Source organism: Pseudomonas sp. HP_12, from assembly GCF_055283955.1.
This window is the reverse complement of record NZ_JBTOQG010000023.1, coordinates 83216-101689: the sequence shown is the minus strand read 5'-3', so window position 1 is coordinate 101689 and position 18474 is coordinate 83216. Positions and strand designations below refer to the sequence as shown.

The 18474-nt window shown below is 58.1% G+C and carries 19 protein-coding genes; 12 read left to right on the top strand and 7 right to left on the bottom strand.

What is annotated here, in order from left to right:
• Positions 1–283: 283 nt before the first annotated feature.
• The gene (locus ACYASU_RS15755) at positions 284–550 is read left to right on the top strand and encodes a YebG family protein (RefSeq protein ID WP_346630864.1); all 267 of its coding nucleotides are present in this window, start codon (positions 284–286) and stop codon (positions 548–550) included.
• Between the two features lie 56 nt (positions 551–606).
• On the opposite strand, the gene ACYASU_RS15750 is transcribed toward ACYASU_RS15755, so the two are convergent.
• The gene (locus tag ACYASU_RS15750; RefSeq protein ID WP_463583338.1) at positions 607–1629 is read right to left on the bottom strand and encodes a Glu/Leu/Phe/Val dehydrogenase family protein; all 1023 of its coding nucleotides are present in this window, start codon (positions 1627–1629) and stop codon (positions 607–609) included.
• 195 nt (positions 1630–1824) lie between these two features.
• Here ACYASU_RS15750 and ACYASU_RS15745 point away from each other — a divergent pair, with 195 nt between their 5' ends.
• A complete protein-coding gene (locus tag ACYASU_RS15745) occupies positions 1825–2628 on the top strand; it encodes a SirB1 family protein (RefSeq protein WP_463583337.1) in 804 nt (267 codons plus the stop codon).
• On the opposite strand, the gene ACYASU_RS15740 is transcribed toward ACYASU_RS15745, so the two are convergent.
• From ACYASU_RS15740 to ACYASU_RS15725, 4 genes are all read right to left on the bottom strand, one after another.
• A complete protein-coding gene (locus ACYASU_RS15740) occupies positions 2625–6101 on the bottom strand; it encodes a dermonecrotic toxin domain-containing protein (RefSeq protein WP_463583336.1) in 3477 nt (1158 codons plus the stop codon). The two genes, ACYASU_RS15745 and ACYASU_RS15740, sit on opposite strands and share 4 nt — an antisense overlap.
• A gap of 1044 nt (positions 6102–7145) precedes the next feature.
• Complete coding sequence (locus tag ACYASU_RS15735) at positions 7146–7670, bottom strand: hypothetical protein (RefSeq protein ID WP_463583335.1); 525 nt, start codon at positions 7668–7670, stop codon at positions 7146–7148.
• A 184-nt stretch (positions 7671–7854) separates the two neighbouring features.
• Positions 7855–8763, bottom strand: a complete 909-nt coding sequence (locus tag ACYASU_RS15730; RefSeq protein ID WP_463583334.1) for an SDR family oxidoreductase — start codon at positions 8761–8763, stop codon at positions 7855–7857.
• A 210-nt stretch (positions 8764–8973) separates the two neighbouring features.
• Positions 8974–9429: a flavodoxin gene (locus ACYASU_RS15725; protein ID WP_192171861.1), complete on the bottom strand. Its 456-nt coding sequence runs from the start codon at positions 9427–9429 to the stop codon at positions 8974–8976.
• Positions 9430–9803: 374 nt separating this feature from the next.
• On the opposite strand from ACYASU_RS15725, the gene ACYASU_RS15720 reads away from it, so the two are divergent.
• From ACYASU_RS15720 to ACYASU_RS15690, 7 genes are all read left to right on the top strand, one after another.
• Entirely contained in the window at positions 9804–10409 is a 606-nt protein-coding gene (locus tag ACYASU_RS15720) for a hypothetical protein (RefSeq protein WP_192171862.1), read from the top strand.
• A gap of 187 nt (positions 10410–10596) precedes the next feature.
• Positions 10597–11166, top strand: a complete 570-nt coding sequence (locus ACYASU_RS15715) for an antibiotic biosynthesis monooxygenase (RefSeq protein ID WP_192171863.1) — start codon at positions 10597–10599, stop codon at positions 11164–11166.
• A gap of 228 nt (positions 11167–11394) precedes the next feature.
• On the top strand, positions 11395–12105 hold the full coding sequence (gene folM, locus ACYASU_RS15710; RefSeq protein ID WP_463583333.1) for a dihydromonapterin reductase: 711 nt from the start codon (positions 11395–11397) through the stop codon (positions 12103–12105).
• A 20-nt stretch (positions 12106–12125) separates the two neighbouring features.
• Complete coding sequence (gene folE, locus ACYASU_RS15705; RefSeq protein WP_463583332.1) at positions 12126–12686, top strand: GTP cyclohydrolase I FolE; 561 nt, start codon at positions 12126–12128, stop codon at positions 12684–12686.
• 3 nt (positions 12687–12689) lie between these two features.
• A complete protein-coding gene (gene folX / locus ACYASU_RS15700; RefSeq protein ID WP_463583331.1) occupies positions 12690–13061 on the top strand; it encodes a dihydroneopterin triphosphate 2'-epimerase in 372 nt (123 codons plus the stop codon).
• A gap of 90 nt (positions 13062–13151) precedes the next feature.
• Positions 13152–13448 carry a DUF1244 domain-containing protein gene (locus ACYASU_RS15695; protein WP_192171866.1) on the top strand — a complete coding sequence of 99 codons (297 nt, stop codon included), beginning with the start codon at positions 13152–13154 and terminating at the stop codon, positions 13446–13448.
• Positions 13441–13782 (top strand): HopJ type III effector protein, encoded by a 342-nt coding sequence (locus ACYASU_RS15690; RefSeq protein WP_463583330.1) that lies wholly within the window; start codon positions 13441–13443, stop codon positions 13780–13782. Before ACYASU_RS15695 ends, ACYASU_RS15690 begins: the two co-directional genes overlap by 8 nt.
• An 84-nt stretch (positions 13783–13866) precedes the next feature.
• Here the strand turns inward: ACYASU_RS15690 and trxB are convergent, their stop codons facing one another.
• Positions 13867–14829: a thioredoxin-disulfide reductase gene (gene trxB, locus ACYASU_RS15685; protein WP_463583329.1), complete on the bottom strand. Its 963-nt coding sequence runs from the start codon at positions 14827–14829 to the stop codon at positions 13867–13869.
• Positions 14830–15214: 385 nt separating this feature from the next.
• On the opposite strand from trxB, the gene cysZ reads away from it, so the two are divergent.
• Complete coding sequence (gene cysZ, locus ACYASU_RS15680; RefSeq protein ID WP_463583328.1) at positions 15215–15970, top strand: sulfate transporter CysZ; 756 nt, start codon at positions 15215–15217, stop codon at positions 15968–15970.
• Between the two features lie 33 nt (positions 15971–16003).
• Here the strand turns inward: cysZ and ACYASU_RS15675 are convergent, their stop codons facing one another.
• Positions 16004–16609, bottom strand: a complete 606-nt coding sequence (locus ACYASU_RS15675; protein ID WP_463583327.1) for a hypothetical protein — start codon at positions 16607–16609, stop codon at positions 16004–16006.
• Positions 16610–16815: 206 nt separating this feature from the next.
• Between ACYASU_RS15675 and ACYASU_RS15670 the strand changes: the two genes are divergently transcribed.
• Both ACYASU_RS15670 and ACYASU_RS15665 read left to right on the top strand, forming a co-directional pair.
• Positions 16816–17121 (top strand): hypothetical protein, encoded by a 306-nt coding sequence (locus ACYASU_RS15670; RefSeq protein ID WP_192171870.1) that lies wholly within the window; start codon positions 16816–16818, stop codon positions 17119–17121.
• 169 nt (positions 17122–17290) lie between these two features.
• Positions 17291–18457: a glycosyltransferase family 4 protein gene (locus ACYASU_RS15665; protein ID WP_463583326.1), complete on the top strand. Its 1167-nt coding sequence runs from the start codon at positions 17291–17293 to the stop codon at positions 18455–18457.
• Positions 18458–18474 lie beyond the last annotated feature (17 nt).

Sequence of the window (18474 nt, the reverse complement as noted above, 5' to 3'; positions counted from 1 at the left end):
TGCGCGCGCATGACGGTTTGCTCGTGCGCGGGATGTCCGAGGGCAAGCATTAATAGGGCCATCGGCTAAGGTTGAGAACGTGACCAGATGTCGCAAGGTCGCGCATGGCGAAAAAAAGTGAGCGCGCACCCCCTACCCAAGCTGCGGCGATTCACCTATGCTGCGCACTGTATAAATAAACAGTAAAAAGACGGAGTACGCTGTCTTTGCATCATCCGTCGGCCGAAGCGTTGAGCGCCCGGGCTGATCCCTTACAACTCTGGAAATGACGACGAGGCCAACAATGGCTGTTGAAACCCTTTACCGCAGTACCCGTGATTTGGAGACTACGTTCGTGGACCGCAAACTCGCCGATGCCCATGATCAGATGCTGGAACTGGCCGAACTGCTCACCGATGTGCTGATGAAGAACGTCGCCGGCCTCTCCGAAAAACACGCCGAAGACGCCAGTATTTTCATGGCAAAGAACCGCGCCGTCTTCGCTGCCGCGTTCAAGAGCAATGCCCTGGCCCTCAACGAGCTGGCACCCGCGGCGGAGCCGGCAGAGTAATCAGGCCGGCGACTTCAGCTTCAGAAAGTTGAATGCAGGTTTGACACGAAAGCGATTCAGTCCATGTCCAGCAGCCGTTCTGCCAGCTCATCTGCGACCCGCGCGGGCGAGCGCTTTTCAGCTTGCGCATGGGCAAACACTTCGGTCAGCCGCGTGCCGATCTGAGACAGATGCGCAGTGATGGTCCCCGGGCTTTGCCCCTGATGATGCAGCGCGACATAGATCAAACCGCCGGAATTGATCACGTAATCCGGGGCATACAGAATGCCGCGCGCTTCCAGTTGGTCGGCAATGGCGGCGCAGCTCAGCTGATTATTGGCCCCGCCCGCCACTGCAGCGCAACGCAACTTGGTCACACTGTGGCTGTTGAGCACGCCGCCCAACCCGCACGGCGCAAGAATGTCGCAAGGCGTACTGAGCAGTGCTTCGCTGGCAATCGGCTTGGCGCCCAATTGCTCCATGGCGAGCTGCACCTTTCCGCTGTCCAGATCAGCCACCAGCAACTCGGCGCCCGCGGCATGCAGTTGCTCGGCGAGCGCGTAACCCACATGCCCCAATCCCTGAATCGCCACGCGCAAACCTTCCAGATTGTCGCTGCCCAGTCTTGCCATGGCCGTGGTCCGAATCCCGGCGTACAAGCCTAGCGCGATGTGCGCAGACGGATCGCCGACCGCCGTGGTGCTGGTGACGTGCGGGGTGAATTGGGCAATGCAGTCCATGTCCTCCCTGGAAGTGCCGCTGTCCATGGCCGTGACGTAACGGCCGTCGAGGGTCTGCACGAATCGCCCGAACGCCTCGAATAAGGTAGCTCGATCAGGCACATGGGCCGGACGCATGATCACCGCCGTTCCCCCGCCCAATGACAACCCGGCAAGCACGGCTTTGTAACTCATGTTCCTTGCCAGCTGAATGGCATCCTCGATGGCGCTCTCTTCGTTAGGATAGGAGAGGTAGCGACAGCCCCCCATCGCCGGGCCTTTGCGGCTGCTGTGGATCGCAATCACCGCCTTCAGGCCGGTGAGGGGTTCAACCATCATGTGCAGTGATTGCACGCGTGAGCTTTGCATGAGAGCGAACATGGGCACTGCTCCCCTTTTTCGTACTGGCGAGTATAGGCGCTGGTTGAAAAAAAGAAGGCCGACCCGTGGGGATCCGGACGACGGACTGCCATTCAACGTGCCCGATGAATCAATGCTGGACGAAGGCGGCAGCCAGGGATAAAACAGAGCCATCCGTTAACTCTTCTTAGCCGTCTTATCCTGCCGGAGAAGTCGATGAATCCGCGCCAGCAATGCATTGCCTGTCTTGGACGCAATCCGCCGTCCACGTTCGAAGCCGCTGCGTGGATCGCCACGGAGCACGACGGCCAGGTTGATTTCCAGGTTATCCGCGACCAGCTCACCTCGCTGGAACGCAGTGTCAGCGCAGCCCTTCCTTTATTGCCGGCTGCGGAGCTTGCCCAGCCATTGCTGCGGCAACTGGCGACGCTGGGATTTCAGCAGGACGATGCTGCCCAGCCCAAACCCCAGGCTGCCCTGATTCACAAAGTGCTTGAACGTCGTCGCGGTCAACCGCTGGGGCTGGCACTGATTGCGCTGGAAATAGCCAAACGGCTGGAAATCCCGCTCGAGGGCGTTAACTTCCCCGGCCACTTTCTGTTGCGTGTGCCCGGTGCCGACCATACGCTGGACCCTTGCGGCGGGCGCAGGCTTTATCCTAAAGACTGCCGGGAATTGTTACTGCGCCAGTTCGGCGCAGACATGCAGCTCAAGGCCGAGCACATGAAAACCGCAACGCCAGCGGCAATGCTGCAGCGGCTGTCGCGAAACCTGCGGTACCTGCATCAGCTAAACGACGACTTGCTCGCCGCACTCAAGGACGCGACTCGTGTGATGGAGCTGGGCCAGGCCAACACCAGCGATTACCTCGCTCGTGCCACCCTGTACCAGCATCTGGAGTGCCCGCAGGCCGAGCGTTTCGACCTGGAGCATGCGTTGATGTTGAGTGAGGACCCGGTCCAACGGGTGCGGCTCACTCAACGTTTGCAGTCTCTACCCAGCGGGCGCGCAGTCCATTAAGCGGTCTGGGCTGCCAGTTTTTTTAACGCCCACTGACCAACTTTCGCACCCAGTCCCTGATCATGGGTAACAAGATCCTTGACGCCGCCGCCTACACTTATTAATTCAAAGACAGCGGATCCAAAAAACCATGAGGCTGTCGCACGATCTCCGTCGTGATAGGCGAGCAAGCCTCGTTGTACATCAATGGCCATATGAAGCACCGTCCATGCAAGCGCTGCGCCGGGAAACGGCGCCAGCAGCGCGGAGCCGAGTTTTCTTACAACTGAATATACCTTTTCGGCCCAGCGTTCCGTCGTGCTTATAATCTGGGCATCGACATCTGCGATCATGCGGCTGACTTGTTCGTCGTAAAGATCATGGATGTCCGTGACTCGATCGGTATTCTGGTGTTCGCTATTTTCGATGCGGACCCATTGCTCCGGGATGTTGCGGTCCATGGCATCGAAACGAGACCCTGCACTGGGCTGACCTTTATACGAAACTCGAAGGTAGTAATAGCGACGCATATCTGGTGAGCGCATGAGTTCCAGGTAGTCGGTCAACCTCCGGAAACTGACGCCATCGGGAGCATCAGGTGTATATAACAGATTGAAGTCGTCATCCGAGGAGCTGAAATCCCGGAGCATATAAACGCCTTGAACGATGTGGCCAGCGAAGCGAAACATGGATGCGCTGCTGCGCTTGATACGTTGTCGAAGCCCCTCGTTTTTGCCGAGCGCCTGTTTATCCAGCGAAACAATTAAGTGAATTAACCATTGATATTGGGCAGTGGATAAATTGCCTTTAAAAAATTCCCGCATTGCTGCTGAGCGCATATCAAACTGCAACCGCCGGCCGAACAATGCTCTGCGGTATGGATAGTGCTCATGGGAGGTGTCCAGGAATTCTTTCCGGATCCACTGAATGTAACGCTCACCCAACGCCGCATCCCGCAGCGACTTATCTACTCTTTGGACGAAGTACAACGGCAGTGCCCTGAGGTCCTGCCCCACCGAGGAGTACATCGGTGCCGCAGGATTGAACGCGTACTCATCGGAAAAACCTTCCATGAACAGACTGGTCAAGGACCTCAGGCGCGTGTACGCACTGAAGTCCGGACTCGCAACGTAAGCAGCACTCTCCAGATCCACAAAGATGGTATCGGTATCGACGCGCTCATCGATGCCTTGGCTAATCAAGTAATCATTGAGCAGCTTGCTGCCTTCGCGCCTGGCGAACTGCTCGAAAGTCTCCATCGCCTGGGTTGTGTGTACGAAAGCCTTGTTGAGTTCGCTGACCCGATGCTCAAGCAACGCAAGGGCACCACGGTTCGCATACGCAGTTTCCATGGTGAACCCCAGCAGGTCGGCATCATCCTGCGTCAGCACCCTCTCGACCTTATGACGAATCGCATCTGAAAGGCGCTCTTCGAAGTTGTTCCCGTCCAGCTCGTCGAACACGACACTGGACTCACTCCACAACGTACCTTTGCGACGTACTTTGGCCAAAAAGTCGGAGTGGTCCGACTCGGCGGTCAAGGCGGTCTGGTCCAGCACATAGTTGCAGCCTGCGTCGCTCGCCAGCCAGCTACCGACTTCAAAGGACAACTGGCGCCATGAGTTGAACCCGAACATATCCTGGCCGCCCGGCGCACCAGGTGCGTAAAGAACGTAATGGTCCTCGCCTGCCGCGTCCTGTTTACGGAACACCAACAGGTCTTTGAAGCGCACGCCATTGACGGACAGTTTCAGGCTGCCCAGCGTCATCAACGCACCGTCTTGAATAATGTCAGCTCGCACCAGATGGATGAGGTCCTGACTTAGGTCGTCCACCAGATGGCCTTGAAGCGAAGCCGCACAGGCGCTCAGTGCCAATGCGGCATCTCGCCTGTGGGTCAGAGCTCGCAGGGTCTCCTCTTGGGAAAGCCGCGCCCTGAGCTGCTGGCGGTAACGACGCTGCACATCCAGCTCATCAAGCATTGTCTTTACAAACTCGAACGTAAACGCAGGATTTGAGTACGCAGCAGGGATGGTCACCTGACCCCTACCTGAAACCGCCGGCAGGCCGAGCATCGCGAACTCGAGCAACGACTTGCGGTGGTTCACCGAAAAAGTGCCGCCCCGGACGTCGAACTCATCCGGTACGCTGATCGTTATTTGCTGCGGATCGACCGAATAGCCCAGGTGCCTGCGCACATAGCGATCAAGCTCATAACGCGCAAATACTTCCAGCGATTCCAGTCCCTCAAGCATCGCATCGACGGCTTCCTTGCGCTCGCTGTATTGGCTTTTGAGCTTCGCATAGTGCTCGCGCTTTTCGGGGGCTGCGTATTTCAGCCATTGCGGCTGAGTGAGGTCTTGGGCACGCACGGAAAGACTCTTGAATCGATACCCCATCGCTTCGTCGACATGAGCACACACCTGTACTTCACTGACCTTGTTCAAAAAGGCGTGATAGCCGTCACTGTTCGCTCTGGCCTGTTGCACCAGAAACTCGAAGTCTTTTGCCTGCTTGTTGCGAAGTCCCTGTACATGACAGTGCAGCATCGGCTCGACACAGGACTCGTATTCAAGATCCTCAACGCCGACAACGTTATTTTCAGGCAATCCTGCAAGATCCGACAAATACAGGTTTTTCAGCAACGGCCCCTCACCCGCAGGCACGGACAGTCGCCGAGCCAGCTGGTTATTGAGTTCGGAAAAGGATTCATACCGTTCAACCCCGCCTGCGGCCATGACGAGATAACACGGACCCGAGGCATGACGCGCATCGGCCGCATTTTCATCCTGAGCAACCGCGAAGACCGAGAGCAGCGGTGCTGTCGTTCCACCCGGAAGACGCAGGGATATTTTGAAAAGCCCGCCAGTGGGGGTGTGGCTTAATACATCCAGGAGGCGTTTTTTCTCATCGCCGTTCAGTCGCTCCTCAATGAACTGAAACTCAACATCGTGCTTGAGTGCCGAATGATGATGACCACTGACGATTTCATGGCGCGCTGCCCTTTTCCCGCCAGCGTGGAACTGCTCATGGCTGTCCCATGCCCAGGCGAGCGCCGCGTGGTAAGCCCCGGGAAACGTTGCCAGGACCTGGCCGAAAACACTTTTGATTGTGGCGAAATCCTTTTCTGCCACCAGGTGCTGCGCCTCGATGCTGTCGTGGCGGTAATACAGGGCCTGAAGATCTTGATCGAAAGCGCTTTTCCCCAACGTCATCGCCTGGATCAGGGCATCAGTAAGCGAACACGATCTTTGCACCGTCCCCGACTCGGACGCGGAGTTCAGAAAAATAATGTTCGGGTTCCATAGGGATACATGCCCGCGCAGGAAGCTTGAGAGGCGATCAAAAGCGACGTCCCGAAGCGAAGGGAGGTTGTCCAGTACCGAGGCACATTGAGTGCACGCCGTCGTAAAGGCGATAAGGTGATGAGTGGTGGCGTGCTGCTGACCAGCACCTTGGACATTGGAGTGAATTGCAGCAGATAGATCATTCACGGGTACAGCTCCGATAAAGAACAGTCACGCCCACCGGCATCCGGCCAATGGGTAAAACGTGAGGTGTTCGAGAGCTGTATTTCAGACGATTGCTCATCCCTCTGAGCGGTACATATTGCTTGGCTCGCAATGTTGGGCCGACGTGGTTTGTAGGAAATAACTCGCATAATGGCCCCGGGCGAGGCTTACACCAGTGATTACGTCGACGGTATCGCATCAAGCGTCGCGAACTCCTCCACCCCGCCAGAGGGACTGAACAGATAGACGGCGGCATCGGGGCCATCGGGAACCAGCGGCATGATATCGACGTTTTTGGCAGTCGCTTTCGCAGGGGATTCGGGTGAGAGTCTGCTCGTCCACAGCCCAGTACTCATCGAGAATTAACGAGTGGGCAGTCCGAATGAGCCGCCATCTGAACCGCTGAGTCGCAGACCGATGGCATAACTATTGACAGCGATGGGCGAGACCAGCCGACCTATGAAGCAGGAACAAAGAGCGTTTCCTGCGGCCCCGTTGTGAGGTCCTACTGTTGCTGTGGCTGTAAAACTGCTTGTCACAAAGCACGCTGTTTCGGTTTCAACAAACCCCTTAACCTTCGCGCCCTCTGAGCAGCCCACTGGCCCTTGAATGGCTTGAGGATGCGCTCGACCGTCGTCACCGACGTTGTGTTTTGAAGCTCCTGGATTCAACGTCTTATTTGGCCGCTGCGATTGCAGCGGCTTTTTTTTGCTTTGGACTCAGGACACTTTCCGGATGCCTTTCATGCTTGCGATGGTCCGTCCTTCCTCTCAAAAACAAAGCTCAGAAAGATCCCACAGCGTTTCTAGCGACATTCCTAAACAGCTTCAAGGGGGAAGTTGGTCTCCGGTAACGGGTAAAACCTACGACCCATCAGGCTTGTTCGGCGCTGGCACATTCCGACTGGTACTCGATAACGTACAAAGTCCTGCGCCAACCCGTTACTCAGGGAGTTACGTCGTCCCCATGTAACAGCTAAAGGCCGAGGGCACATCGGTTGTGCCCCTGGCTCCGCACTCATATACCTCAGGCGCGAATATTCACCAATGAGCGCTCGCGAGGACGCTTTGCATGTTCCTCCAGAGCCATCAGCACAGAAACCGCGGTGTTCAAATCAACCACGGCGTTTTTCGCCATTCCATTGCCTTCCTTGATAATGTCCTGCAGTCGACCGAATTGCTCGGTGAAGAATTCATACGCATTGACCTCCTTGTCAATATTGATTTCTTTTCCCAGCGCATCGAACTCGACATTGATGCCGCCCATAGTGCCAATAAGGTCTCCATCAATAATTCCTTGCTCGGCCAGTAAAACGCCGATCTCCCTTAGTTGCCTGTTACTGGTCTTACGAGGATCAAATCCAGCCAGATTGATGTTCAAGCCCTCCAGCTTTTTAACATCAGGAATGCTCTTGTCCGCCCAGTACTGACGCACCTTCTGCTTTACCGCCTCCTCTTGAGGATTAAGCCCGGAGCGCACGTTAAATTGCTTGTCCGGGACAGCGCTGTATACCCTCAGCCGCTCCTGCACTTTGCTCAAATTGCCAATCATAAAACCTCCTGAAAATCGGTTGATCCTCAGGCATGTCGGGCGACTCGGGGCGGGGTTTAGGCTGAAAAAGTGAAGACGGAATCATTGCCTCATTCAGAGACCGTTCCTACGTCGCGGCAAATAACGCTCCTACAAAAACGGCCAGTCGATCACTCGAACTGGCCGCTTATCGATCAAAGTACTATCAGGCAAATTTCTGCAGATTGGCCATCATTTCCTTGAGCGCTTCGACGTTGTCAGCCGGATGCACCGCATCGCTGAAGTCACTGATCGTTGGCCACTGCGCCGCGACGTCTTCCGGTGAAAAGCCTGCATGTGGGTCGAAGCCGGCGCCCAGGCTGCGCTCCCAACGGACTTTGCCGATCCAGCCGCCGCCCACTTCATACAGGCCGGCGCTGTCGTGGCACTGCTCGCTGCCCAGGTACACCACCAGTGGGCTGACCAACTCTGGCTTGAGCAGATCGAACACACTGGCCGGGATCAGGCCTTCGGTCATGCGTGTGCCGCCGGTAGGCGCGATGGCGTTGACCAGAATGTTGTTCTTGCGCCCTTCAACGGCGAGGGTGCGCGTCAGCCCGTACAGGCCGAGCTTGGCCATGCCGTAGTTGGCCTGACCGAAGTTGCCGTAAATGCCGGAAGTGGACGAAGTGAAAATGATGCGGCCGTAATTCTGGTCCCGCAGGTGGGGCCAGGCCGCGCGGGTGACTTTGTAGGCCCCTTCGACATGCACGCGGTAAACCAGATCCCAGTCGGCGTCTTCCATTTTGGCGAAGCTTTTGTCGCGCAGGATGCCGGCGTTGTTAACCACGACGTCGACGCGGCCGAAGGCATCGAGGGCGTTCTGGACGATCTTGTCGCCGTCGGTGACCGAATCATGATTGGCAACCGCCTCGCCGCCCGCTTTACGGATTTCCGCGACCACTCGATCCGCCGCTGAAGCATTGGCACCTTCGCCATGGGCCGAACCGCCGAGGTCGTTGACGATCACGCGCGCGCCATGTTGCGCGAACAGCAGCGCGTGGCCTCGCCCCAATCCGCCGCCCGCACCGGTGACGATTACCACTTTGTCTTCAAAACGTACGGACTCACTCATGCTGCTCTCCCAATGATGATGCCGACTTTGCCACCGCGGTCCTTAACTAATCAGGCGTCAGCAGCGGCAATAGCGGGCGAAACAGTCATCGAGTGTCAACGACTCGCTGCCGGGTCACAATCAACACAATGCCCGCTGAATGGTGATCAATAATGCTGGGGGATGGCTGGGTCATGCCTTGATCGGGACAGGTCGTGGTCAGCGCGCCACTCAGCTATTCAACTGCCCGATGAACGCTGCCAGCCAGGGCTCGGCGTCGCTTTCCGGCGTCACGGTTTCGCTGGCATCCAGTCGCAGCATTTCCTGCACCTCGCGGATCCCAAGCTCGCCAAACAGCTCGCGCATCAACTCGCCGCCCGCACAAAACGTGTCGCCGTAACTCGCATCGCCCAAGGCGATCACACCACCGGGCAGCCCACGCCATGCAGCAGGCAGCACGTCGCGGATTTGGTGGTAGAGCGGCTGAAGGTTGTCCGGCAGCTCGCCCATCCCCGTGGTCGAGGTCACTGCCAGCAGAGCCTGCGGCCCAAAGGTTTGCAAATCGGCCAGGGTGGCGCGTGGGTTGAACAGCACCTCGTACCCTGCATCCTTGATGATCTGTTGGGCGTGGCGGGCGACCTCTTCAGCCGAGCCATATACCGAGCCCGCAATAATCGCGACTTTCATGGGTTAATCCTGTGACCGGTAAAAATTGTGCGGCATTATGCCTCAGCGCGGCGGCATGTCTTGAACTGCCGGCCTTGCGATGCCAGACGGCAAGCCTAGTGATCAGCGCGCCGTTGATCCAAATGACTTTCAACGATGCTGGAAATTTCCTGTCCTATTTATGCTTCTGTACTACCTTCAAATTGGCACTCCAGTTCATAAGACCCACTGGTCATACGCCCGACGGGAAGGAATCGAGTTAAATGCCGAACGGGCGCAAGCTCGGCTGGAGAATGAAATCCTGAAGGGGTAACATCTTGCAACTGACGAACGGTCGCAACCTAAACGCGAACCATCTGTCTGCTTTCTCAATAACCGGTTAATCGAGCTTGACCATGCAGCGCGACAACATCCTCACGCCTGATGAACTGGAGTTTATCCAGAACATGCAGCACAACCCCACGCTGAATGTGCGCGACAAATCCAGCAGTCTGGTGGTTAACGGCGGTGTGCAGATTCAGGATCTGCTGACTCGCCTCGCCGCTCATGAGCAAGTCACGATTCAGGCTCAATTCGATAATCAGCAAATGACCTTCCCACTGCATCTGGTGGAGGACGAATTTCATGCGCTGCATCTGGAGTTGGGTGCGCCGAGCATCTTTGAAGAAGGCCCGCGCATTCGCCCATGGCGCCTGATACTGCCCGAGCCGATGCCTCTGGAAACGCAAAGGGGCTCGCCCACCGCGCTTTGGGTGCATGAGGTTTCCTTCAAAGGCATCCTGCTGGAAATGCGCAAACAGACCAAGCCGCCAAAATCTTTCGCTGCCTGGTTCAGTCCGGAGGGCTATGTGCCTATCGCGCTGCGCGGCACTTTCGAACGCTTGACCCAGCATGGTCTGGCTGCGTATCGATTGAGCCAGAACAGCAAGAAGGACACCGAGCGCCTGCGTCAGTACATTCTTCAGGAACACCGCAAGATTCACCCCTCGATGCACCTCTAGGATTGCCTGATCCGGCGATCCTTCGCGACAGCTCTCCCCTTCCGACAAACACCTCTGGCTTTATCGCAGGTTTCAGGAATAATCCTTGCTTGCTTTTTCCAGTGAAGCTGACGCATCGCCACCACCCCGGCGGCGCGTCATGTGATTTCCCTACCCGGGAACCTCACTTGTTTATCGGAGATACACAATGTCTACCTCACCCGTCACGCTGATGGTTGCCCGTCGCGTCGCCCATGGCCGCTATCAGGAACTGATTGCCTGGCTGCATGAAGGCGAACAACTCGCTACAGACTTCCCCGGCTATCTAGGGTCAGGCGTGCTCGCTCCGCCGCCCGGGGATGATGAATTCCAGATTATTTTCCGCTTCGCCGATGAAGCCACCATGCACGCCTGGGAGCATTCTGCCTCCCGACGCTCCTGGCTGGTGCGCGGCAGTGGTCTGTTTGCCAAAAATTCCGTGCACCGGGTGAGCGGCATCGACGGCTGGTTTGGCGCCGTGGGTCAGCGCCCGCCGCGCTGGAAGCAGGCCGTTGCCATCTGGCTGGCATTCTTTCCGGTGTCGCTGATCTTCAACTTCGCGCTGGGGCCGCTGCTCGGTCAGCTGGAGCTGTTCCCGCGCATCATGATCAGCACCTTGATCCTCACGCCATTGATGGTGTTCTGGTTCATCCCGCTGTCGACCCATCTGTTGGCGGGATGGCTGCATAGCAACACGCCTGCACCGGTCGGCTCGACCGAGCCCGCCTCCACGCGCTAGCTTCCGGCGAAGGGCGCTGATCAGGGGCGCTCACACCCACCCGCGATGAAATGTCACAGCGGAGCGCCTATCAAAAACATGTACATTTTTCCGTGCTTGTACAAGTATCGACCGTTGGGGTAACTTTGCCCGACGGTCGTTTTCGATGCCGCACTGCGAGCACCCACTGTTCGTCATTCAGCACCGATTCGCCAGACCTCCCTCCCCGTTGATGAATGCGTGAAGACCATGGCCCGCTTCCCCGCCCCTGTATTGATCACCGGTGCCAGCCAGCGTGTCGGCCTGTATTGCGCCGAGCGTCTGTTGGCGGAAGGCCAGCCTGTGATTATCACTTACCGTAGCGAGCGGCCGGGCGTGCAGCATTTAAAGGCGCTGGGCGCTGTGGTGCTTCAAGCTGATTTTTCTTCGGAGACGAGCATCCTGGATTTCGTCGCCCGACTCCAGGAGCAGACCGACAGCCTGAGGGCTATCGTGCACAACGCGTCCGACTGGCTGGCCGAGACGCCAGGGGACGAAGCGGGTGTGTTCATGCAAATGTTCAGTGTGCACATGCTGGCGCCCTACCTCATCAATCTGCACTGCGCCGAGTTGTTGCGGCGCTCGGAGCCGGCCGACATTATTCACATCAGCGACGACGTCACGCGCAGGGGCAGCAGCAAGCACATCGCTTACAGCGCCAGCAAGGCAGGCCTGGAAAACCTGACCCTGTCCTTCGCAGCCCGCTATGCGCCCCACATCAAGGTCAACGGCATCGCCCCGGCCATGCTGATGTTTCAACCCGACGACGACGCGGCATACCGTGCACGCACACTGGAAAAATCGGCGCTGGGGATCGAACCCGGCGCCGAGGTGATTTACCAGAGCCTGCGCTATCTGCTGGATAACTCCTACGTCACCGGCACCACTCTGACCGTAAACGGCGGACGGCACGTCAAGTAAGCCGCCCCGAGGAACCATTGATGACCCTGTCACTGCCACAGCATTACCGTGAAATCCTCGTCGGCCTGGGTGAAGATCCTGAACGCGAAGGCCTGCTGGATACGCCCAAGCGCGCCGCCAAGGCGATGCAATACCTGTGTCATGGCTACGAGCAGACGCTGGAAGAGATCGTCAACGGCGCGCTGTTTGCGTCCGAGAGCGACGAGATGGTGATCGTCAAGGACATCGAGCTGTACTCGCTGTGCGAGCATCACCTGTTGCCTTTCATCGGCAAGGCTCACGTGGCTTACATTCCTACCGGAAAAGTCCTGGGTCTGTCGAAGATCGCGCGCATCGTCGACATGTACGCGCGGCGCCTGCAGATTCAGGAAAACCTGACGCGGCAGATCGCCGATGCGATTCGGGACGTTACGAAGGCCGCAGGCGTGGCCGTGGTGATCGAGGCTCAACACATGTGCATGATGATGCGCGGCGTTGAAAAGCAGAACTCGACCATGAACACCTCGGTGATGCTCGGAGCCTTCCGAGAGTCGACCACGACCCGCATGGAATTTCTGCAATTGATCGGACGGAGCAAGTAGTCCATGGCAAGACTCGAACCCGGTACCGCACGCATTAGGGTCAAAGACCTGTGCCTGCGGACGTTTATCGGCATCAACGAAGCCGAAATCCTCAACAAGCAGGACGTGCTGATCAACCTGACGATCCTGTACGCGGCACAGGAAGCGGTGCGCGATAACGACATCGATCACGCGCTGAACTACCGGACCATCACCAAGGCGATCATCCAGCACGTGGAAAGCAACCGCTTTGCCCTGCTCGAGCGCCTGACGCAGGAGGTGCTCGACCTGGTGATGACCCATGAAGCGGTGCAATACGCCGAAGTCGAAGTCGACAAACCCCACGCGCTGCGTTTCGCCGAATCGGTGTCGATCACCCTGGCGGCGACACGCTGATCCACTGGGCTTGCCGTTGCAGACGCACGCTTGCCCGGCCTGGCCGCCACTCTTATCATCCGCCCATCTTTAATACCGACAGAGCACACCATGACCGAGCAACAACGTCTTGAACTCGAAGCCGCCGCTTTCCGCCGTCTGGTTGCGCACCTGGACAGCCGCAAGGACGTGCAGAACATCGACCTGATGAACCTCGCCGGTTTTTGTCGCAACTGTCTGTCCAAGTGGTACAAGGCCGAGGCCGACGAGAAGCACATCGACATCACCCTCGATGACGCCCGCGAGGTGGTTTACGGCATGCCTTACAGCGAGTGGAAATCCACTTACCAGAAAGAAGCCAGCGCCGAGCAGCAAGCCGCGTTTGCCAAGGAGCCCAAGCATGACTGACCTGAGCGCCCTGCGCGCCAGCCTCGCCAGCGGCAATCATCTGTTCGCCGACACGCTGGCCTTCATCGCCGCACACTACGACTATCAGCCTCAGGCGTTCAGCAACGGCCCGGTGGAAAACGCCGCTGGCCAGAACGAAGGTTCGTGCAAGACCCTCGGCCTGGCGCTGCTGGAAGGCCTGAGCGACGAAGAAGCGCTGCTGGCTTTTGGCGAGCACTACCGCTCAGTGCTGGAGACGCCGGAAGGCTCTGACCACGGCAACATTCGGGCGCTGATCGCGAACGGTCTGGCCGGCGTGAAGTTTTCCGCCGAGCCGCTCAAGCCCAAGGCCTGAACCCGCGCTTGAGTCATTGAGCGAAGTTGATGGACATAAAAAAACCGGCTCAGTGAGCCGGTTTTTTTGCAGCTGAAGGTCAGGTCAGAACGCAACGTTCGCCAGACCGTCCAGGTAACGCTCGACGTCCAGTGCAGCCATGCAGCCTGCGCCAGCCGAGGTGATGGCCTGACGGTAGACGTGATCCGCCACGTCGCCGGCGGCGAAAACACCGTCAACACTGGTGGCCGTCGCATTGCCTTCGCGACCGCCTTGAACGACCATGTAACCGTCTTTCAACGCCAACTGACCGTCAAACAGGCTGGTATTCGGCGTGTGGCCGATGGCGATGAAAACGCCGTCGACGGTCACTTCGGAATAGCTGCCGTCGTTGTTCTTCAAGCGCGCCCCGGTCACGCCCATGTTGTCGCCCAGGACTTCGTCCAGGGTCGCGTTGAGTTTGAGCTCGATCTTGCCCTCGGCAACACGTGCATGCAGCTTGTCGATCAGGATCTTCTCGGCGCGGAAGGTATCGCGGCGGTGAACCAGGGTGACCTTGCTGGCGATGTTGGCCAGATACAGCGCTTCCTCGACAGCCGTGTTGCCACCGCCGATCACTGCGACCGGCTTGTTGCGATAGAAGAAACCGTCGCAGGTCGCGCAGGCCGAAACACCCTTGCCCATGAACGCTTCTTCGGACGGCAGACCCAAGTAACGGGCGCTGGCGCCAGTGGCGATGATCAGCGCGTCGCAGGTGTAAGTGGCGTTGTCGCCTTTCAGGCTGAACGGCTTGCCCGCCAGATCCACTGCATTGATGTGATCAAACACAATCTCGGTCTCGAAACGCTCGGCGTGTTCACGCATACGCTCCATCAATGCAGGGCCGGTCAGGCCATGGGGGTCGCCCGGCCAGTTGTCGACTTCGGTGGTGGTGGTCAATTGACCACCCGCCTGCATCCCGGTGATCAGCAACGGCTTGAGGTTGGCGCGCGCGGCATAGACTGCCGCGCTGTAACCGGCAGGGCCGGAGCCGAGAATAATCACTCGCGAATGACGTACATCAGACATGACACACTCCTATTGACCGGCCATCGTTACGCGTGGTCGGAGTCACTGGGTCTGAACCGGCGTACCGGTTGAGAGGATTGGGACTGACGAGGCCTACGCCCCAAGGGTGGCGCCCGCCGATCCTGAAAACGTGAAGCTGCCACTTGGGGCACAGCAACGGTGAAAGTTGCCCGCAAGCTTATCGGGGCGGAGAAGATTAAGGAAATATCGTTTCACAATCCAGCTCATAGGCCCGCGCTATGTGCATCTTCCGCTTCGCGATCGCAGTCCTGCATAGACTTCACCGCTGCACGATTGTTTCAGAGAGTGTCGCCCCCGCTGCTGCGCTTCCGCCCCTGCGGCAAAGCCGGTATGGTCGGCGCGATATCACTGCCTGGAGGCACACATGCCTGCACCCGCCCTGTCCGGCCCGCAATACTTGCGCGAAGGCCTGAAACTGGTCTTGAGCCCCGGTCTGCGCCTGTTCGTCCTGCTGCCGCTGGTGATCAATCTGGTGCTGTTCAGCGCCATGATCTACTTCGCCGGCCACGAATTCAGGCTGTGGGTCGACTCCTTCATGCCGACCCTGCCCAGTTGGCTCGGCTTTCTCAATTACATTCTATGGCCCCTGTTCGTAGTGCTTGTCGCGCTGATGGTATTTTTCACCTTCACCATGATCGCCAACATCATCGCCGCGCCGTTCAATGGCTTTCTCGCCGAGAAGGTGGAAGTGGTCCTGCGCGGGACGGACGATTTTCCTGCGTTCAGTTGGGGAGAGCTGGTGGAAATGGTCCCGCGCACCCTGAGCCGGGAAATGCGCAAACTGGGCTACTTTCTCCCTCGTGCCATCGGCCTGTTCATCCTTTCGTGGATCCCCGTGGTGAACCTCGTCGCTGCGCCGCTGTGGCTGATGTTCGGCGTGTGGATGATGGCTATCCAATACATCGACTACCCCGCCGACAACCACAAAATGAGCTGGCAAGACATGCTCGCGTGGCTGCGCGCCAAGCGTTGGCAGAGCATGAGTTTCGGCGGGATTGTGTATCTGGTGCTGCTGATACCGGTGGTCAATATTTTGATGATGCCGGCGGCGGTGGCGGGAGCGACGTTATTCTGGGTGAGAGAGCGTGGGGCGGAGGCGCTGGCAGAGCGGATTCGCTGATTTATTGAAAAGGCCTCAATTGAGGCCTTTTTATTACATGCTTGCTGGACTCAACCAACCATAGATCAGCATTAAAAGCGCCCAATAACAGATGCCTATCACCGTCCAGACCACGTCCCCAAACGTGAAGCGGATCCTGCGACTTTCCCCAGACTTGCCGTCCAACCGGTTAATGAACGATTGCACCCTCAGGATAATCAGGAACTGGCCCAGCCCCGTAATGGTGTAGACCCCTATGGTCGGGATGAGCCCCAGCGCTGCGGATGGGCTGCTACCCCAACCCGATGCGCACCCAGTGACAATCGAAGGGGTAAACGTAAGAAGGTAGATCCCTGCTACGTAGACGCCCCAGTAAGGGATACCGCCTCGACCCGTCTCTTTAAGCGCGGCATTTACCTTGCTGAACAGTGAGGGAAAGTAGAAAAAACAGAAAAGCGTGCGCATAGCCGGCCAGATCGGTTTCGCCGAATAGGCTTTGTACCGCGACCAATTTTTGTAATACCAGTAGAGCCCGTACAACCCGCACGTGATGAACATCATCAAAGTCAGCTTGATCAGCGACACGGTGTAAAACGGTGGGCCGTTCGTAGGCAAAGCCGTCAAATCGGCAGCAGGTGGCGTATTGAATGGTTCGGACACAGCGTTTCCTCCAGAAGTTGAGGCGACGCATGCTAAAGGCGGAAACACTCTTTTAATCAACCTCGGGAAAATCAGGAAGGTTCCTACAACACTATTCACAACGTCCCACAGCTTCCTTGTTTAACCATGGACATGCCCACTCCGGGCGAGCATTCGCCGCCGCATTTCAATCGCGCGCCGTAGTCACCCACAGGAGTTAAATGCCCATGGAATCGACACCCCTGACCACCCCGCTAAAAACGACCGCCAACCCCGCGTCCTTTGTGATGGACAGGCAGAAGAAGCCGGAACCCCACGCTCCCGCATTCATGCAAGCACTGGCGCAGGCGACTCAGCCTTTCGTTTCACAGACCCTCAATGCTGAATCCTCGAACCTTGCCAAGCCGGCTCAACCCCGTTCACACCTGCAACTGACCACTCTGAACCCCGTGCAGACCCACTACGTGCCGGAGCCAGCTGCCTTCGAACGCATCGGCGAGTCGAGGCTTGTGCCCTTCACCGTTGGTAAATGACGCGTCCCGTGTCACCGCAGTCGTATCCGAACCTGACCGGGTCGTATGTCGCTCTGAAACCGGTCAGGATCAAGCGCGGCCAATACCGAATCCCGGCCAGCCATTTGCAGTCACAAATCCATCACTCAACCGCCACACAAGCGCAATGACCCGCTCAGAAACTGATCTCATGAGTAAATCCCTGCGTATTACCCTGATCACCGAAACGTATGCACCGGAAATAAACGGCGTGGCCAATACGCTCAGCCGTTTGTGCGACGGGCTGCGCCTGCGGGGGCATCGGGTTGAGGTGATTCGGCCGCGGCAGACCGACGATGAATTGCGCGCGGCCGGGGAAGATTTGATGCTGTGCCGTGGCTGGCCGATTCCGGGGTATCCCGGATTGCAGTGGGGGCAGTCGTCGATGCACAAACTGCTGCGCCGCTGGCAGCGCAATCGCCCGGATGTGCTGTACATCGCGACAGAAGGGCCGCTTGGTCTTTCGGCGCTGCGTGCCGCGCGGCGGCTGGGGATTGCCATCGTCAGCGGGTTTCATACCAACTTTCAGCACTACACGCGGCAGTACGGGCTGAGTTTCATCACGCGCCTGCTGACGACCTACCTGCGCTGGTTTCATAACCGCTCCAACGCCACCCTGGTGCCCAGCTTCACGCAGAAAACCGAACTCGAACGCCGCGGCTTCGAACGGTTGGAGTTGCTGTCCCGGGGCGTTGATTGCCAGTTGTTTCACCCGTCGAAACGTTCGAGTGCGCTGCGTGAAAGTTGGGGCCTTGAACCGGGCGATACGGCCGTCCTGCATGTCGGACGGCTGGCCGCGGAGAAAAACCTGGGCCTGCTAAAGACCACCTTTGATGGTCTGGTCAGCACCTATCCCCAGAAGAACCTGCGGCTGGTGATTGTTGGTGATGGACCGGTCAGGCCGACGCTGCAGCGTCAGCTCCCGGACGCCATCTTCTGCGGCACCCAGCGAGGGGATGCGCTGGCAGCGCACTATGCGTCGAGTGACTTGTTTCTGTTTCCGAGCCTGACTGAAACTTTCGGCAACGTGGTGCTGGAGGCGTTGGCGTCAGGGCTGGGGGTAGTCGCCTATGACGAAGCGGCGGCGGCCCAACATATTCGCCACGGCCATAACGGCGCAGTGGCGATGCCGGGGGATGAGGAAGGCTTCATTGATGCCGCGCGGTGGATGCTGGAGGATGACGAAACGTTGCGCCGGGTCAGGCTCAACGCCCGGCAGCACGCCAGTCGTCAGGGATGGGCCGGGATTATCGACTCATTCGAGACTTACCTGCGCGCTGCGAGCGAGACGCGGGATGGGGTTGTTTTGGGGGTGTAGTCCCCGATCAAGGACGG

Coding starts and splice junctions, on each gene's coding strand:
- ACYASU_RS15755 (WP_346630864.1), top strand. CDS start 284: ATGGCTGTTGAAACCCTTTACCGCAGTACCCGTGATTTGGAGACTACG.
- ACYASU_RS15750 (WP_463583338.1), bottom strand. CDS start 1,629: ATGTTCGCTCTCATGCAAAGCTCACGCGTGCAATCACTGCACATGATG.
- ACYASU_RS15745 (WP_463583337.1), top strand. CDS start 1,825: ATGAATCCGCGCCAGCAATGCATTGCCTGTCTTGGACGCAATCCGCCG.
- ACYASU_RS15735 (WP_463583335.1), bottom strand. CDS start 7,670: ATGATTGGCAATTTGAGCAAAGTGCAGGAGCGGCTGAGGGTATACAGC.
- ACYASU_RS15730 (WP_463583334.1), bottom strand. CDS start 8,763: ATGAGTGAGTCCGTACGTTTTGAAGACAAAGTGGTAATCGTCACCGGT.
- ACYASU_RS15725 (WP_192171861.1), bottom strand. CDS start 9,429: ATGAAAGTCGCGATTATTGCGGGCTCGGTATATGGCTCGGCTGAAGAG.
- ACYASU_RS15720 (WP_192171862.1), top strand. CDS start 9,804: ATGCAGCGCGACAACATCCTCACGCCTGATGAACTGGAGTTTATCCAG.
- ACYASU_RS15715 (WP_192171863.1), top strand. CDS start 10,597: ATGTCTACCTCACCCGTCACGCTGATGGTTGCCCGTCGCGTCGCCCAT.
- folM (WP_463583333.1), top strand. CDS start 11,395: ATGGCCCGCTTCCCCGCCCCTGTATTGATCACCGGTGCCAGCCAGCGT.
- folE (WP_463583332.1), top strand. CDS start 12,126: ATGACCCTGTCACTGCCACAGCATTACCGTGAAATCCTCGTCGGCCTG.
- folX (WP_463583331.1), top strand. CDS start 12,690: ATGGCAAGACTCGAACCCGGTACCGCACGCATTAGGGTCAAAGACCTG.
- ACYASU_RS15695 (WP_192171866.1), top strand. CDS start 13,152: ATGACCGAGCAACAACGTCTTGAACTCGAAGCCGCCGCTTTCCGCCGT.
- ACYASU_RS15690 (WP_463583330.1), top strand. CDS start 13,441: ATGACTGACCTGAGCGCCCTGCGCGCCAGCCTCGCCAGCGGCAATCAT.
- trxB (WP_463583329.1), bottom strand. CDS start 14,829: ATGTCTGATGTACGTCATTCGCGAGTGATTATTCTCGGCTCCGGCCCT.
- cysZ (WP_463583328.1), top strand. CDS start 15,215: ATGCCTGCACCCGCCCTGTCCGGCCCGCAATACTTGCGCGAAGGCCTG.
- ACYASU_RS15670 (WP_192171870.1), top strand. CDS start 16,816: ATGGAATCGACACCCCTGACCACCCCGCTAAAAACGACCGCCAACCCC.
- ACYASU_RS15665 (WP_463583326.1), top strand. CDS start 17,291: ATGAGTAAATCCCTGCGTATTACCCTGATCACCGAAACGTATGCACCG.